The sequence below is a fragment of the Myxococcus sp. MxC21-1 genome, from assembly GCF_032612255.1.
GTDB lineage: Bacteria > Myxococcota > Myxococcia > Myxococcales > Myxococcaceae > Myxococcus > Myxococcus virescens.
Map to the genome: position 1 here is coordinate 6148914 of NZ_CP123278.1, position 15875 is coordinate 6164788.

Sequence of the window (15875 nt, forward strand, 5' to 3'; positions counted from 1 at the left end):
TCGACATCCGGTGCCGGGACCTCGCCTGACACGTCATTGACGCGTCAGGTGAAGACGCGACACGGCGCTGACACGTCAACCGCCCCCTTCCGGACCCAACCCACTCCCCAGGTCCCTCTCACACACCTCTGAGGTTCCCCCCCGTGGCAAACGTGGCGCGTTGCGTGCAGAACACCCCGCGCCTCAAGCATGGCGGACACACCCGCGTGCGCTTTTCCGGCGCCACGTTGAGGGGGAGGAACTCTTGTCTTCACATCCGTATCACCCGTGGCTTGGAGGTCTGGCCGTCCTCTGGGCGGTCACGGCTCAGGCCCAGGCGCAGCGCATCCCCGGCATCGAGCTGGAGCGGCTGCAACTCAATCCCGGTGCACGCGACAGCCTGGTGCTGTCCACCGGCGACCTCATGTCCCGCGGCGAGTACCGCCTCGGCTTCACCGGACACTATGAGAAGGAGCCCTTGGTGCTCGTCTCCGGTGGAGAGCAGCAAGGTGTCATCGTCTCCAACCGCGTGACGGTGCACCTCAGTGGTGCCTATGCCATCACCGACTGGTTGGAGCTCGGCGCGCAGGTGCCCATCGTGTCCCAGTGGGGACCGGACACCGCGGCGCTGGGTGTCGCCACGCCGTCCACGAGCGCGCTTGGCACGCCGTGGGTCCAGGCGCGCGCGGGAATCCTCTCCGAGCAGCGCGGCGGGCTGATGGATTTGGGCCTGCACCTCGGCGCGGCCCTGCCCATTGGCAGCACGGAGACGCTCACCCGGGACCAGGGCTTCGTCTTCTCGCCTCGGCTCGGCCTGGGCAAGCAACTGGGTGGCACGTGGCGCGTGGGCGCCGACCTGGGCGCGCTGGTGCGGACCAAGACGTATGCGCTGTCTCCCAACACGCAGCCGCACCTCGACGAGCTGGGCACGGAGCTGAACGGCGGCGTCAACCTGTCCGCCGGCCTGCTCGGCTTCCGCCAGGAGCTGGTGGTGCGCGGCACCCTGCCCGTCGCGGATGCGCCGGAGTCGATGGAAGTGCTGCTGGGCGTGCGCGTTCCCATGCCCGCGGGCACGGAAGTCTACGCCATGGGTGGCCCTGGCTTCGGCAGCACGCCGGGCACGCCGTCGTTCCGGGTGCTCGCCGGGCTCACCTTCGGCACCCCCGCCTCCACGCCCAACGCATGTGTGGAGGGTCAGCCGCATGACCCCGCCCGCTGTCCGGACTTCGACCTGGACGGTGACGGCATCAAGAACGCCGCCGACCGCTGCCCCACCGACGAGGGCCTGTCGGAGCTGCATGGCTGCCCGGACGGGGACGACGACGGCGACGGCCTGCCCAACCTGGCGGACCGCTGCCCGAAGGAGGCGGAGAACCTCAACGGCTTCGAGGACCAGGACGGCTGCCCGGATGACCCGGACACGGACGGGGACGGCATCTCCGACGCCAAGGACCAGTGCCCGGACCAGGCCGAGGACAAGGACGGCTTCCAGGACGAGGACGGCTGCCCCGACCCGGACAACGACAACGACGGCGTGCTCGACACCGCCGACCGCTGCCCCAACGAGGCCGGCATCAAGGAGAACCGCGGCTGCCCGGACAAGGACACCGACGGTGACGGCATCGTCGACCGGCTCGACAACTGCCCCACCGAGCCTGGCCCGGCGAAGAACCACGGCTGCAAGGAGAAGCAGCTCGCGCAGATTGGCGAGAATCGCATCCAGCTGCTCGAGGCCGTCTACTTCGAGAACAACAAGGACGTCATCATCGCGCGCAGCAACAAGCTGCTCGACACGGTGGCCAACATCCTCATCGCCCACCCGGAAGTGGAGAAGGTGCGTGTCGAGGGCCATACCGACAACCGCGGCAATCCTGACTACAACCTGGACCTGTCCCAGCGCCGCGCCGACGCTGTCGTTCGCTACCTGGTGAGCAAGGGCGTGGCCCGGGAGCGCCTGGATGCCAAGGGCTTCGGTACCACCCAGCCCATCGCGGACAACAACACCACCCAGGGCCGCGCAAAGAACCGCCGCGTGGAGTTCAAGATCGTCGGCGACGCAGAGGGCGTTCAGACGCAGCAGGGCGAGCCCTCTCCCGACACCCACTGAGAACCGAGGCAGACATCCCCATGAAAACGCGTGTCCTCTTCAAGACGGCGGCGCTCTGTCTCGCGCTGCTCTCATCCCTGACCGGCTGTGATTCGGGCGGTGCCCGGACAGCCGTGCCCCCCACCGAGCCCGTGCTCGTGAGCCGGACCGCCTCCCTCGTCGGAGACGGCCAGCTCGAGCCCGGCGAGGAATGTGACGACGGCAACACCACCAGCGGCGACGGCTGTTCCGCCTCTGGCACCATCGAAGCAGGCTACCTGTGCCGCGTGCCCGGGCGCCCCTGCTCGCTGGCGAGCCTGTGCGGCAACAACGTCGTCGACTCCGGCGAGGCCTGTGACAGCAACGTCCCCGGCTCCGACTGCACAGCGACCTGTGACCTGTCCCTGTGCGGCAATGGCGTGTTCGACAACCGCGCCCACCCGTCCTACGCGCAGGAAGTCTGCGACGACGGCAACCGCTTCGAGGGCGACGGCTGCAACCGCCTGTGCGAGGTGGAGCCTGGTTTCGCCTGCGCCGGCAGCCCCAGCCGCTGCGTGCGCGCGGGCGTGACGGTCTTCAACACCGGCGTGGACGAGAACAACCGCCGGCTGGAGGTCGGCCCGGATCCGCACTGGTTCTACAGCGGCACCCACACGGGCGCGGCCACGGGTCCGCGGACCGCCAACGACTGGCCTCAGGAAATCCAGACGGCTCGCTTCATGGCGGCGCCCCTGGGAGCGCCCGTCTGCGTGTACCAGGACTTCATGGTGCCCTCGACGACCAACGTCGCGCAGTTCCGCCTGCGGCTGGCCACCTTCAACGACAACGAGTTCGCCAGCGCACGGGTGAACGGGCAGGACTTCACGCCCACCGTCGTCAACGAGCCGGCGGGCCAGCCCTGGCAGAAGAACATCTTCCGCGAGTTCGGCACCAACGCGCCGTGGGTCGAGGGCCGCAACCGCATCGAGCTGTGCAACGAGAACGCGGCCACCGAGCCCAACGCCTTCCGCTACCTGTTCGTGGACGCGTACGACGACCGCTGCGGCGACGGCGCGGTGTCCCTGCGCGAAGAGTGCGATGACGGCAACACCACCAACGGTGACGGCTGCTCCGCCACCTGCGGCATCGAGGCGGGCTACGGCTGCACCGGCCAGCCCAGCACCTGCGCCCAGACGTGTGGCAACGGCACGCTGAACCCAGGCGAGCAGTGCGACGACGGAAACGCCTCGGCGGGTGACGGCTGCAACGCGAGCTGCCGCGTGGAGCCCGGCTACGCCTGCCCCACCCCGGGCCAGTCCTGCGTGATGACCTGCGGCAATGGCGCCATCGACCCGGGCGAGCAGTGCGATGACGGCAACGCCTTCGACTCGGACGGCTGCTCCGCTTCGTGCCGCGTCGAGCGCGGCTACGAGTGCCAGGGCGCGCCTTCCACCTGCGCGCCCCTGTGCGGCAACGGCACGCTGGACGCAGGTGAGCTGTGCGACGACGGCAACACCACCCTGGGGGATGGCTGCTCCAACGCCTGCACCCTGGAGCTGGGCTACGCCTGCCCCACCCCCGGCCAGGCCTGCGTGCGCTCCTGCGGCAACGGAAACGTGGACCCGGGCGAACAGTGCGATGACGGCAACCTGAGCTCGCAGGACGGCTGCAGCACCGAGTGCCGCGTGGAGGAGGGTTACGCGTGCAGCGCGCCCGTCACCGGCCCGTCCGTGTGCGTGCAGAGCTGCGGCAACGGCGCGCTGGACTCGAACGAGACGTGCGACGACGCCAACACCACCAGCGGCGACGGCTGCTCCTCCGGCTGCCGCGTGGAGGAGGGTTACTCGTGCAGCGGTGAGCCCAGCACCTGCGCCACCACCTGTGGCGACGGCACCCGCGCGGGCGCAGAGGCGTGTGATGACGGCAACACCACCGTGGGCGACGGCTGCAACGCCACCTGCGCGGTGGAGCCGGGCTGGAGCTGCCCTGGCGCTGGCAACCAGTGCTTCTTCACCTGCGGCAACGGCACGGTGGACAGCGGCGAGCAGTGCGACGACAGCAACACCACGGCGGGCGACGGCTGCAGCGGCAGCTGCCGCGTGGAGGACGGCTATTCGTGCAGCGGCGCGCCCAGCACCTGCGCCACCACCTGTGGCGACGGCACCCGCGCGGGCGCCGAGGTGTGTGACGACGGCAACCTCAACAACGGCGACGGCTGCTCCTCGCGCTGCCTCCTGGAGGACGGCCAGCCCTGCAATGCGTCCGGCGTCTGCGAGAGCGGCGTCTGCAACCCCAGCACCAACACCTGCATCAGCCCCAACGTCTGCGGCAACGGCATCCTCGACGAAGGTGAGCACTGCGACGACGGCGACACCACGGCGGGCGACGGCTGCTCGGCCACCTGCGCCATCGAGGACGGGTTCGGCTGCACCGGCATCCCGTCGGTGTGCGCCGTGACGTGTGGTGACGGCATCAAGGCGGACAGCGAGGCCTGCGATGACGGCAACACCGCCAACGGGGACGGCTGCTCGGCCACGTGCACCGTGGAGAGCGGCGCCGCGTGCCAGACGGCGGACGTGAGCGTGTTCATCACCCGCCAGGGCAACACGCACTGCACCCAGGTGTCGGACATCGACGCCCCCGTGCTGCCCGACGCGGCCATCCAGGCCGAGCTGGGCGTGCCGGGCCGCTACCGCATCCGGTACGTGTCCGGCGCGGTGAGCTACTCGGGTGGCACCAATTGGTACCCCGGCGTCATCGGCGTCAGCGCCAACGCGGGCACGCAGGTGCAGGGCTTCTCGCTGGGCTACACGCCCCGCGGCGGTCCGGGCTCGGCCACGCGCGCCGAGGCCATGCCCTGGGCTTCCCCTGTCCCGCGACTTCACGGCGGCCACGGGTGACGTGCGCATCGCGCTGGTCGACACCGACTGCGACCTGGCCAACAACTCCGACACGGCGGTGACGTACCGCGTGGACGCGCTGTCCATCTGCCAGACGGCCCCTGTCGTCACGTCTCCGACGCCGGGCGGCACCGCCGGCGAGGAACTGGAGGGCACCGCCACGCCGGGCGCCACCGTGGACGTGTACCTGGACGGCAACCCCGCGCCGGTGTGCACCGTCATCGCCGACGCGGAGGGGAACTGGAGCTGCACGCTGCCGACGGACCTGGAGGAAGGGCCGCACACCGCTGTCATCACCTCCACCTTCCCGGGCGCGCCGCAGACGTCCACGACGGTGGACTTCATCGTCGACTACTCGCCGCCGGCGCCTCCGGTCATCACCGGCCCCACGCCGGACGCGGTGCTGGACACGCAGACGCCCGTGCTGAGCGGCACGGCGACCCCGGGTGACGAGGTGACGGTGTACGAGGGCGGAACCGCCCTCTGCACCACCACGGCCGATGCGGCGGGCAACTGGAGCTGCACGCCCACCACGCCCATGGCCGAAGGCCCGCACACGGTGACTGCCACCGCCACGCCTCCAGGCGGCACCCCCGGCCCCACCTCCGCGCCCGTCACCTTCACCATCACCCTGACCACGACGGAGCCGCCGGTCATCACCGGGCCCGCCGACGGCGCGGTGCTCAACACGTCGACGCCGCCCCTGAGCGGCACGTCGGCGCCGGGCACGGTGGTGACGGTGTACGAGGGCGATACGGTGCTCTGCACCACCACCACCAACGACGTGGGCGCGTGGACCTGCACGCCGGCCCAGCCGCTGGAGGATGGGCCGCACACGGTGACGGCCACCGCCACCGACAGCGAGGGCCGCACCAGCGAGCCCTCCTCGCCCAGCGAGTTCATCATCGACACCCAGGAGCCCGACACGCGCATCTCGCGCGCGCCGCCCTCGCGCGGCGGCAACCGGACGGCGACCTTCGAGTACGGCGCCTCCGAGGAGGACGTCACCTACGAGTGCAGCTTGAACGGGGGCCCCTTCGAGCCCTGCCGGGACAGCTATGACGTGGGCGAGGGTCAGCACACCCTGCGCGTGCGGGCCACGGACCGCGCGGGCAACGTGGACAGCACCCCCGCGGCGTACTCGTGGACGGTGGAGCTCACCCGGGCCTTCGCCGGTGGCGGCTGCAGCACGGCGCCCGCCGCGTCCTGGCTGGCGCTCCTGGGCCTGCTCGGCCTCCGCCGGAGGAAGCGCGGCTAAGGGCTGACCGCTACACCTTTCCGCCGGGAGGTCCACACCTCCCTCTGAGGCCAACTCCGCCGGCCTCGTGGGCCTCCCGGCGGATTTTCCCCCCGCCACGCGCCAGCCCGTATGCTGGGGCCGTGCACGTGGCGGGGCGATTGAATGAGACGTACGAGGAGGAGCTCCTCCTCGCGATGGACGAAGGCCTGCTCTCCGGCGAGGAGGTGGCGGTCCTGCGTGAGGAAGCGCTCCGCCTGCGGCGTGGCCCCCTGGAGCTGCTGCGGGAGCGAGGCCGGCTGTCCGAGGACTCCCTGGTGGCACTTCGCGGCGAGCTCGCCTCCGAGAGCACGGACCCGAGCGCCGGCCGGCCGCTCGAGGCCGCCACCCTGACGCCCGTCACCCCGGGCGTGTCCCCGCCCCCCGCCGTGGAGCCGGACGGCCCCACCTTCCCGGTGCCGGACTGGGACCGCTACCAGCCCGTGCGCTTCCTGGGTCAGGGTGGCATGGGCCGGGTGTTCCTGGCGTATGACCCCATGCTCCGCCGCAACGTGGCGCTGAAGTTCGTGCGCGGGGACGACCCGGAGCTGGCCCGCCGCTTCCTCTCCGAGGCCCGCGCGCAGGCCCGCGTCCGACACGAGCGGGTGTGCGAGGTGTACGAGGTCGGCGAGGTGCGCGGCCGGGGCTACATCGCCATGCGCTTCGTGGACGGCCAGCCGCTGGGACAGCTGGCGCGCTCGCTCACGCTGGAGCAGAAGGTGCTGGTGCTGCGCCAGGCCGCCGAGGGCGTGCACGCCGCCCATGGCGCGGGCCTCATCCACCGCGACATCAAGCCCGGCAACATCCTGGTGGAACGCACCGAGGACGGCGGGCTGGCCCCCTTCGTCATGGACTTCGGTCTGGCGCGTGACTGGCGCGAGGAAGGCGCCGCGCCCAACGCCGTGCAGGGCACCCCGCACTACATGGCCCCGGAGCAGGCGCGCGGCGAGGTGTCCCGCCTGGACCGGCGCGCGGACATCTACGCGCTGGGCGCCACGCTCTACTCGCTCCTCACCGGCCGGCCGCCCTTCACCGGCGCCACCGAGGTGGAGGTCATCACCCGGCTCCAGCACGAAGAGCCGGCGCCGCCGCGCGCGCTCGACGCCGACATTCCGTCGGACCTGGAAGCCATCGTCCTCAAGTGCCTGGAGAAGCAGCGGCCCGCCCGCTACGACTCGGCGCGGGCGCTGGCGGAGGACCTGGAGCGGTTCCTCGAAGGAGAGCCCGTCCTCGCGCGACAGGGACTGGGCTACCGCCTGCGCCGCAAGGCCCGCAAGCACCGGGTGGCGCTGACGCTGGGCTCCGCGGCCCTGACGGTGGTGTTGCTGGCGCTCATCCAGGCGGGCATCGCCCGCGGCGAGGTGGCCGAGCGTGAACGCCTCACGCGCCGCTTCACCGAACGGGTGGAACGCATCGAGGCCTCCGCGCGCTACTCCGCCCTGTCCCGCCTGCACGACACCCGTGAAGACCGGCGCGAGCTGCGCGCCAGCATGGACGCGCTGGCGGCCGAGGTGCGCGAGGCGGGCCCCCACGCGCTGGGCCCCGGCCAGTACGCCCTGGGCCGCGCGTTGCTCGTGTTGGATGAGCGGGACGCCGCGCGCAAGCGCCTGGAGGCCGCATGGGCCCAGGGCTACCGCGAGCCCCGGGTGGCCTGGGCGTTGGCGCAGGTGCTGGGAGACCTCTACCAGGAGCGGCTGCTGCTGGACGTGGAGCGCCGCAGCCCGGAGCAGCGCGAGGTCCGCCGCAAGGAGCTGGAGCAGAACTACCGGGACCCGGCCCTGGCCTACCTGCGCCAGGCCGAAGGCCCCGACGTCCCCGTCCCACCGCTGTATGTGAAGGCGCTGTTCGCCTTCTACGAGGGCCGCCACGAAGAAGCCCTGACCCACCTGGAAGCCATGGGCCGCGCGCAGCCCTGGTTCTACGAAGCGCCCCTGCTGCAAGGCGACGTGCTGCTGGCGCGGGCCACGCAGCGCTGGCACCAGGGCGACAAGACCGGCTCACAGGAGGACCTGGACGCGGGCCGCCGCGCCTATGCCGCCGCCGTCGCCACCGCGGAGAGCCAGCCCATGGGCCACTACGTCCTGGCGCGCCTGGAGCTGGCCGCGCTGGTGATGGAGCTGTACGGCGAAGGCAACGTGCTGCCCCACTATGAGCGCGGCGTGGAGGCGGCGACCCGCGCGCTCACCGCCGCGCCGGATTACCACCGTGCGCTGGTCGTCCTCTCCCGCCTGCACCGCCGGCTCGCGGAGCAGCGCACCAGCCAGGGACGCGAGGACGCCGAGCCGCTGCTGGAGAAGTCCATCCACGCCGCGCGCGAGGCCCTGGTCCTGGCGCCGCCCAGCGACCGTGTCGCGCTGGAGCTGGCCATCACCCACCGGCTGTGGGCCCGCTACCGCCAGGAGCGCGGGCAGGACCCGAGCGAGCAGCTCCGTCTGTCCATCGAGGCCTTCGAGCGCCTGCGCCCCGAGGAGCGAGACTATGCCTTCCACGCCAACCTGGGCCTGACCTACCGGTGTGGGCGGACGCGGAGGCCGAGCGGGGCGTGGACCCGCTGGAGCACCAGGGCAAGGCGATTGACGCGTACCTGGAGGCCATCCGCGTGCGGGAGAACCAGGCCGACGCGTGGATCAACCTGGGCAACGCCCTGCGCCGCCGCGCGTCGAATCCACGCGCCACCGACGCCGCGGGAGATTTGATGCGGGCTCGTGACGCACTGGCGAAGGCGCTGGCGCTCAATCCCGGCAACGTCGTGGCCAGCTTCCGCGGCGCGGAAATCTCCGAGCAGTTGGCGCGCTGGCGCTGGAGCCACGGCGAGCCCTTCGAGGCGGACCTGGAGCAGGCGCTGTCCCTGTTCCGGCAGGGGCTGGGCATCAACGCGAAGCTCCCCCCGCTCCACAACGGACTGGGCGTGGCACTGCTGTGGCAAGCCGAGCAACGCTGGGAGGAAGGCGGCGCCCCCGAGCCCCTGCTCCAGCAGGCGCAAGCGGCCTTCGAGGAGGCCCGGACGCTGGCGCCCAGACAGGTGTACGCCCACAACAACCTGGGCGAGGTGTGGACCCTGAGGGCCACCTTCCAGTCCGCGCGCAGGGAGAATCCAGGGCCGAGTGGCCGCGCCGCCGTGGAAGCCTACCGTCAGGCACTCTCGCTCCAGCCCCAGGACGCCGACCTCTGGGCCAACCTCGGCCGCGTGCAGACACTGCTGGCGACGTGGAGCTTGGAGACCGGCGGCGACCCACGGGCGGAGCTGGCGAAGGCCGAGGAGTCCCTGGCTCGGGCCACCACGCTGAACCCCGCCAGGGCCACACGTGGCGCAACATGGGCGAGGCCCGCGCGCTCAAGGCCCGCTGGCTGGCGCACCGGGGCGCTGCTCAGGAATCAGACTTCGAGCTCGCGTCACAGGCCTTCCAACAAGCTCTGTCGCTGGAGCCGCGCCGGCATGACTACCGGCTGACCACCGCGCGATTCCAGCTCGACTGGGCCGCGTGGCGTCAGCAGCGGAACGAGGACGCCGCGCCGCTGCTGAACCAGGGGCTCGCGCTCGTGGCGGAAGTCCTGGCGGACCGGCCCAGGTGGGCGCGGGCCCAGGCGCTTCGTGGCGGCGGGCTGCTCGCCCTGGCGGAGACGCGCGCCTCCTCCGAGCAACGGCAGGCCTGGCGCATCGAGGGCCAGGAGATGTTGCGGCAAGCACTGGCCCGCAACCCTCACCTGGAATCCGAATGGAGAGGCCGGCTCGGCGCGGCTCGCGAGCCACTGGCCGGCCCTCCTACGCCCTGACGTGGCTCAGCACTCCTTGGGCGGGTCCGTCGTCACGTCCAGGTTGCCGTTCTTCGTCTCCAACTCGAGCCCGTGGCTGCGCGCCTCGGGGGAGCCGCCAGTCACCACCGTGAACGGGTACGAGCCGACCGCGGCCCCGTCGGAAACGGGGTCGTCGCGCTGGGCGGCGGACAGCGAGGTGTTGTTCAAGCTGAACGACGCCGTCGAATCCAGGCACGCAGGGGGATTCACCGTCACGTCCGATGCGCCGCCAATCAGTTCAATGGCGAAGCGGACCGTGTCTCCGTGCCGAACCTTGTTGTTGGGGATGTAGCTCAGGTTCCCGGACTTGCTGATGAGAACAGTGATGATGGCCATGGGCCGTGGCTCCTGTGCCCCGCTGGGGCGTGTGATGAACTGCTGCCTGCTGTGATTTGCACACACCATACCAGACAGGTCTGGTTCACAGCGCCCTCGAAGACTCACCACCGGAGCATGTCCTCAGCGGTACCTGGACGCGTCAGCCCCACCCATGAGGTCTGGCCTGACACGTCAGGGCGGCTCAGAGCTTCGGTGGATCCGTCGTCACGTCCAGGTTGCCGTTCTTCGTCTCCGCCTCGCCTCCGAGGTGCGGCTTCTCCGGCACGGGAGGGACCTCCACGGTGAACGCATACGTCATGAACGCGGCCGATTCGGAGACCGGGTCCTCGTAGATGGGGGGCGTCGCCGAGGACGCCTTGTCCAGGGTGACGGGGTTCGTTGAAACCAGGCAGGTGGGCGGATGCACCGTGGCCCACAGAGGACCGTTGACCGGGTCGAGCACGAAGCGGACGGTGTACCCGCGCCCGACCTTGTTGCTGGGTTCATAGACCAGGTCTCCCGACTTCTTGATGGTGACGGTGACAACAGCGGTCATGGGCGCGGCTCCCGTATCCTCAATGGGGCAATGAGAAGGATTGCTGCGGGCTGTGAGTTGCAGACACCGTACCAGCCAGGAATGGCGCGCGGCCCCCCTCGACCACCGACACGCGAGCCCCCCGAAAGGCGAATGGACGCGTCAACCGAACCCACCAGGTCCGGGTTGACGTGTCAGCCACCACTACCCACCACTGAGGCCCAGCTCCCGGACCCGCCGCTGGAGCGCGCGCTTGGAGACCTCCAGCCGCTGCACCATCTTGTCGAGGTCACCCTCGCACTCGTGGAAGCAGCGGGTGATTTCCTCGGGGCTCAAGTCGCGCGCGGTGCGCAGGAGCGAGCTCTTGTCGATGAGGACGTAGACGGACGGCCGGGGAATGCCCAGCCAGTCCGCGGTGGCCTTCAGGTCCCAGGAGCAGGCGCGCAATGCCTCCAGCAACTCCTGTTCACCCACCTCCGCGGGCTTGCGCCGCGGTGCCTTCGCGCCGTCGCCCCCTCCTCCCCCGTGCGCACGGTCAACGGACGCCCGGGGACTGGCTGCGCATCCGCGTCCAGGACCTGCTCCAGCCGCTCATCAGCGCGCAGCCCCGGCATGCCCCGGCTGCCAATGACGAGCTGACGGGTGACGTTGCGCAGCTGGCGGATGTTGCCGGACCACGCGTGGCGCACCAGCCGGACGGCCAGGGCCGCGGGCAACCAGGCTCGGCGCGCGGGTCCGCGGACGTCAACTGACCGCCCTCCCCCATGGCCTCCAGTTCCTGGCGAGCGAAGTGGAGGAAGAGCAGGCCCACGTCCTCGCGGCGCTCGCGCAGCGGAGGCACCAGGATTTCAAAGCCGGCCAGCCGGTGCAGCAGCGGGGCCTTGAAGGTGCGCTCCTGGATGCGGGCCTCCAGATGCGCGTCCGTGGCGGAGACCAGCCGGACGTCGACAGGCACCGGCGTATGGCCGCCCACCGGATAGATTTCGCCCGTCTCGAGCACGCGAAGCAGCGCGGCCTGCACCTCGGGCGGCGCCTCGCCGACTTCATCGAGGAAGAGCGTCCCGCCCTCGGCGGCGCGGAAGTAGCCTTCCCGGTCCCGGCTGGCGCCCGTATAGGCCCCGCGCTGCGCGCCGAAGAGCTCCGCGGCGACCAGCTCCTTGGCGAGCGCTCCCAGGTTGACGCTGACGAAGGGACCGGCGCGGCGGGGACCGCTGGCGTGGATGGCGCGCGCCACCAACTCCTTGCCCGTGCCCGTCTCGCCGCGGATGAGCACCGGCACGGCGAGGTCAGCCACCCGGATGATGTCCTCGCGCACGCGGTGGATGCCCTCACCGTGACCGACGATGCCCAGGTCCATCACGCCCGGCTGGCGGAAGGACGAGGCCGTGGAGCAACAGCACCACGCGCTCGGCCAGCACCAGCGGCACTCCAGCGGACAGCTCCTCGCGAGAGAACTCCCGGCCGCCCACGACGGGCTCGTTCGCCACGCGCACCTGGGTGCCGTCCTCCGGCACCAACATCCGGAGGCCGCCTCGTGGGCCGGGCTCGAACTCCACCGGCTTGCGGCTGAGGAATGGGTCTCCCAACGGGAGGGCCATGAGGCCCCGGGCCGGGAGAAGTCCGGCGCGTTGCGAGAAAGGGCCGCCGTGCGCCCCTGGGACGCGAGCACCTCCAGCAACAGCCGCTCGCCAATGCGCTGCGGCTGGGGATGGGACACGATCGTCAAGGCAGGCACGGAGAGCGCCACCGGGCTCTGCCCGGCCTGTGCGCGGCCCGCGGTGGTCGACATGTCTGCGGCGAGTTTCTGCTGCATGGGTATTCGTGTGAGTCCTGGGATACCCGTTGAGCCTACACCTCCGGACGCCCGAGCGCTGGGTTCATCCACCGAGGAAACGACGTGAGAATCCCGTGGGTTGGGGGAAGTGGCCGGTGCCGGGCCGCGACCTGTCCTCCTCCGCGGCCGCCAACCTCCGAACCCCATGGGATACGTCCACAGCCTCCGAGACTTCGCTTCCCCGCATGAGTGGGCGCACACGCACTGTCCGCATCTTCACACCCGACGCGTATGACGCCTCACCTGACAGGTCCTTTCCTGTCCTCTCCATGCAGGACTTGCAGAACGTGTTCGCCCATCCCGAGTCCGCGCGCTTCGATGCTTGGTGCACCAACCGCCGTGGAACGAGCCCCAAGGCAACGTGGCGGCCCGGACCGAGCCCTCCGTGCGCTTCGTCATTGAAACACTGAAGCCATACATCGAACGCACGTACCGCGCCCGCAAGGGGCCCTGGACGGGGCTACGCGGACCACGAGCGGGACTTGCGACGGCGGCTGCCGGAGGCCATGCGCTGGCTGCTGGGATGACGGCCCCGGCCAGCGCGTCACGGGAGAATGGTAGGGTTTCCGCCAGATGGACGCATTGCTCCCCGCCACGCCCACCGAGTTCTTCGTCTTCCTCCTCTTCGGCGGCATCCTCGCGTACGCCGCCTGGGTCGTCAGGCGCTTCGCCCGCGACGCGGCGGTGGAACAGCAGGTGCTCAAGCACGGCGAGGACGCCGAGGCCACGGTGCTTGAGTTGCGCGACACGGCCTTGCGCGTCAACCGCCGTCCCGTCTTCGAGCTGCTCCTGGAGGTCCGTCAGAGGGGACGCGCGTCGTATCAGGCGCGAGTGAGGAAGCGGCTGGGTCCACACCAGAGCGTCGAGTCGCTCGGCGTGGGGATGCGCCTGAACGTCAAGGTCGACCGGGACGAACCGAGCAAGGTCGCCATCGTCGGCGCGGTCATGACGGCGCCTGTCGGGGCCTTCGTGCTCCAGGACATGCCGTCCGCGGGGGAGCCGGTGAAGGCCATGCAGGACCTTCAGTCGCTGATGGACAAGGGACTCATCACCCCGGAAGAGTTCGAGGCGAAGAAGGCGCAGATTCTCGCGCGTATCTGAGAACGCGCATCGAGGTGCTGGGTGCTGACCGCGGTCCTGACGATGTTGCCCTTCCTGCTCTTCTCACTCGTCGGCCTCGGCGCTGCGGGGTTCTTCTTCTATTCGCACGCGCAGACGAAGCGCCTCCGCGAGCACGGAACCGATGGCGAGGCCACCATCCTCCGGATGGAGCGCACGTCGATGCAGATCAACAGAAGCTACGTCTACGACTTCCTGCTGGAGTTCGAGGTGCCAGGCCTCCCCACCTACAGGCGGCAGCACCGCAGCCGGGCGCATGATTGGAAGGCCTTCATCCTGGAGCCCGGCGTGCGCCTCAAGGTGAAGATCGATCCGAACGACCCGCAGCGGTTCGTCGTCCTGGGGCCCGTCAATCAGCAGCGCCCCCAGAGCATCCAGGCCCTCGTCGCGGCGGCCACTGGCTTCACCGAGGCCAGAACCGTGGCCCCCGCGGACCCGGTGAAGGCCCTGAAGGACCTCCAGTCGATGCTCGACAACGAGCTCATCACGCAGGACGAATACGCGCGGAAGAAGGCGGAGATTCTCTCGCGTCTTTGAAGCGGCCTCGCCCTACACGATGGACGCGGCGGCCCGCTGCACCTGGGGCACGCCGGGCAGCGTGGGCGCCGGGTTGAGCGCCTGGACCAGCAGCGAGCGCAGCGCGTCCGCCGGTCATCCGCCGCGCCCAGGGCTCCCGCGGGAGCCCCTGCAACGCCGCGGGGACCTCCGCGCCCACCACCACCACCGGCATCCGGACCTCCCAGGCCAGATAGTGCGCGAGCCGCACGGAGGGCTCGGCCACGTCCATCAGCAGCGCGCCCATGGCGCCCGCCGTGAAGGGACGCCACAGCGGCCGCGCCGCCTCCGCGGGGGCAGCACGCAGAAGTCCAGGCGCAGCACCTCGCTGAGCACCAGGCGCCCCAGCGTGCCGAAGCCGCTCTTCACCGCGGTGGGCTCGGCGGACAGCGCCTCCATTCCGGGCATGCGCGAGAGGACCCGCCGGGCGGCGCTCGCGCCACTGCCGCACACGAAGATCTTCGCGGTGGCCACCTTCGCGGGCGCTCGCGTGCGGAGAATCCGGCCGCGCAGCGCGTGCACCTCCGCCGCGCCCAGCAGCTCGCCGGATGCCGCTTCCACGCCGGCCCCGTCCGCGGCCCTCGCCACGCCCCGCTGCATGAGCGTGGTGAGGACGTTGAGCACCTCCAGGTCGGTGGCCGGCGCCGGTCCAGCACCTCGCCCAGGGCGCGTGGCTGGCGAAGCAGGTCCACCACCTGCTGCGTCACCGGATGCTGGTCTCCTTGCAGATCCGCGTCCGGCGCCAGCATCAGCCGCGTGTGGCGCGGCGGCAGGCCGGGCATCAGCCGGTTCACCTCGTCCGACTGGCGCATGCCCTCCAGCAGCGCGTCATCCATGCCGCGGTTGATGCGCGGCCGTGCCGCGTTGCCTCCGGGTGAGAAGGTGAACGTCCCGTCCACCCACGCCAGCAGGCGGAACAGGGCCTTCTCCCCTTCCACGCGCCCCAGCTTCGCGTTCACCGGGCGGCCTTCGACGACGGAAATCTCGCCCCGGTCGTTGCCGCGCTCCAGCGTCAGCCGGCCGCTGCGCCGGTTCATGCCCAACAACTGCATCAGGTCCGGGATGCTGAGCTGACTGAGCGAGCCTTCGATTTCCTGCTGCTCGCTCTTGAGGTCCTTGGCCGCCTCGCTGCGCCGGAAGATGTGCTCGATGCGGCTGAGCACCTCGTCCAGGTTGAAGGGCTTGCGCAGGTAGCCGTCCCGCAGGCCGCGCAGCCGGTCCGACTCGAAGCTCGCGGTGGTGAGCACCACCGGGATGTCCTCGGTGCGCGGGTTGGTGCGCAGAATCTGGATGAAGGTGCGCGCGTCCAGCAGCCGGCAGGCCTCGTCGAACAGCGTGAGGTCCGGGTGGCGCAGCACGGCCACCTCCAGGGCCCGCGAGCCATCCGGCGCGTAATGCACCTGATAGCCCTTGGTGCGCAGGGCCCGCGACAGCGAGCGCACGGACTCGAGGTCAGGGTCGGCGATGAGGATTTTCCGGACCGGGGCCACGGTGGCGCT

General features: G+C 70.8%; 9 protein-coding genes and 2 pseudogenes. 7 read left to right on the top strand and 4 right to left on the bottom strand.

The annotated features are described in order from the left end of the window. The first annotated feature begins 244 nt into the window (after positions 1–244). The 5 genes from QEG98_RS26995 to QEG98_RS42230 all read left to right on the top strand — a co-directional run bounded on the left by QEG98_RS26995 (position 245) and on the right by QEG98_RS42230 (position 9994). A complete protein-coding gene (locus QEG98_RS26995; protein WP_410477848.1) occupies positions 245–2086 on the top strand; it encodes an OmpA family protein in 1842 nt (613 codons plus the stop codon). Positions 2087–2106: 20 nt separating this feature from the next. After that, a complete protein-coding gene (locus QEG98_RS27000; RefSeq protein WP_316563328.1) occupies positions 2107–4944 on the top strand; it encodes a DUF4215 domain-containing protein in 2838 nt (945 codons plus the stop codon). A gap of 1 nt (position 4945) precedes the next feature. Continuing rightward, on the top strand, positions 4946–6202 hold the full coding sequence (locus tag QEG98_RS27005; RefSeq protein ID WP_316563329.1) for an Ig-like domain-containing protein: 1257 nt from the start codon (positions 4946–4948) through the stop codon (positions 6200–6202). 140 nt (positions 6203–6342) lie between these two features. Beyond that, on the top strand, positions 6343–8916 hold the full coding sequence (locus QEG98_RS27010; protein ID WP_410477849.1) for a protein kinase domain-containing protein: 2574 nt from the start codon (positions 6343–6345) through the stop codon (positions 8914–8916). Between the two features lie 844 nt (positions 8917–9760). After that, positions 9761–9994: a hypothetical protein gene (locus QEG98_RS42230; protein ID WP_410477850.1), complete on the top strand. Its 234-nt coding sequence runs from the start codon at positions 9761–9763 to the stop codon at positions 9992–9994. Positions 9995–10000: 6 nt separating this feature from the next. Here QEG98_RS42230 and QEG98_RS27015 read toward each other — a convergent pair whose 3' ends face one another. The 3 genes and pseudogenes from QEG98_RS27015 to QEG98_RS42235 form a co-directional block, all read right to left on the bottom strand. Next, entirely contained in the window at positions 10001–10420 is a 420-nt protein-coding gene (locus QEG98_RS27015) for a hypothetical protein (RefSeq protein WP_316563330.1), read from the bottom strand. Positions 10421–10535: 115 nt separating this feature from the next. Then, the gene (locus tag QEG98_RS27020; RefSeq protein ID WP_316563331.1) at positions 10536–10889 is read right to left on the bottom strand and encodes a hypothetical protein; all 354 of its coding nucleotides are present in this window, start codon (positions 10887–10889) and stop codon (positions 10536–10538) included. A gap of 183 nt (positions 10890–11072) precedes the next feature. Next, positions 11073–12681 (bottom strand): annotated as a pseudogene (locus QEG98_RS42235) (sigma 54-interacting transcriptional regulator). Positions 12682–13275: 594 nt separating this feature from the next. Here QEG98_RS42235 and QEG98_RS27040 point away from each other — a divergent pair. Both QEG98_RS27040 and QEG98_RS27045 read left to right on the top strand, forming a co-directional pair. Further along, the gene (locus QEG98_RS27040; RefSeq protein WP_316563334.1) at positions 13276–13803 is read left to right on the top strand and encodes an SHOCT domain-containing protein; all 528 of its coding nucleotides are present in this window, start codon (positions 13276–13278) and stop codon (positions 13801–13803) included. Between the two features lie 21 nt (positions 13804–13824). Then, positions 13825–14358: a DUF3592 domain-containing protein gene (locus QEG98_RS27045; RefSeq protein WP_316563335.1), complete on the top strand. Its 534-nt coding sequence runs from the start codon at positions 13825–13827 to the stop codon at positions 14356–14358. Positions 14359–14370: 12 nt separating this feature from the next. Here QEG98_RS27045 and QEG98_RS27055 read toward each other — a convergent pair. Continuing rightward, positions 14371–15866, bottom strand: a pseudogene (locus QEG98_RS27055) (DUF4388 domain-containing protein). Positions 15867–15875 lie beyond the last annotated feature (9 nt).

Excerpts from the sequence above, each read along its gene's own strand:
- QEG98_RS27000 (WP_316563328.1), top strand. The coding sequence starts at position 2,107 with ATGAAAACGCGTGTCCTCTTCAAGACGGCGGCGCTCTGTCTCGCGCTG.
- QEG98_RS27015 (WP_316563330.1), bottom strand. The coding sequence starts at position 10,420 with ATGGTGTGTGCAAATCACAGCAGGCAGCAGTTCATCACACGCCCCAGC.
- QEG98_RS27020 (WP_316563331.1), bottom strand. The coding sequence starts at position 10,889 with ATGACCGCTGTTGTCACCGTCACCATCAAGAAGTCGGGAGACCTGGTC.
- QEG98_RS27040 (WP_316563334.1), top strand. The coding sequence starts at position 13,276 with ATGGACGCATTGCTCCCCGCCACGCCCACCGAGTTCTTCGTCTTCCTC.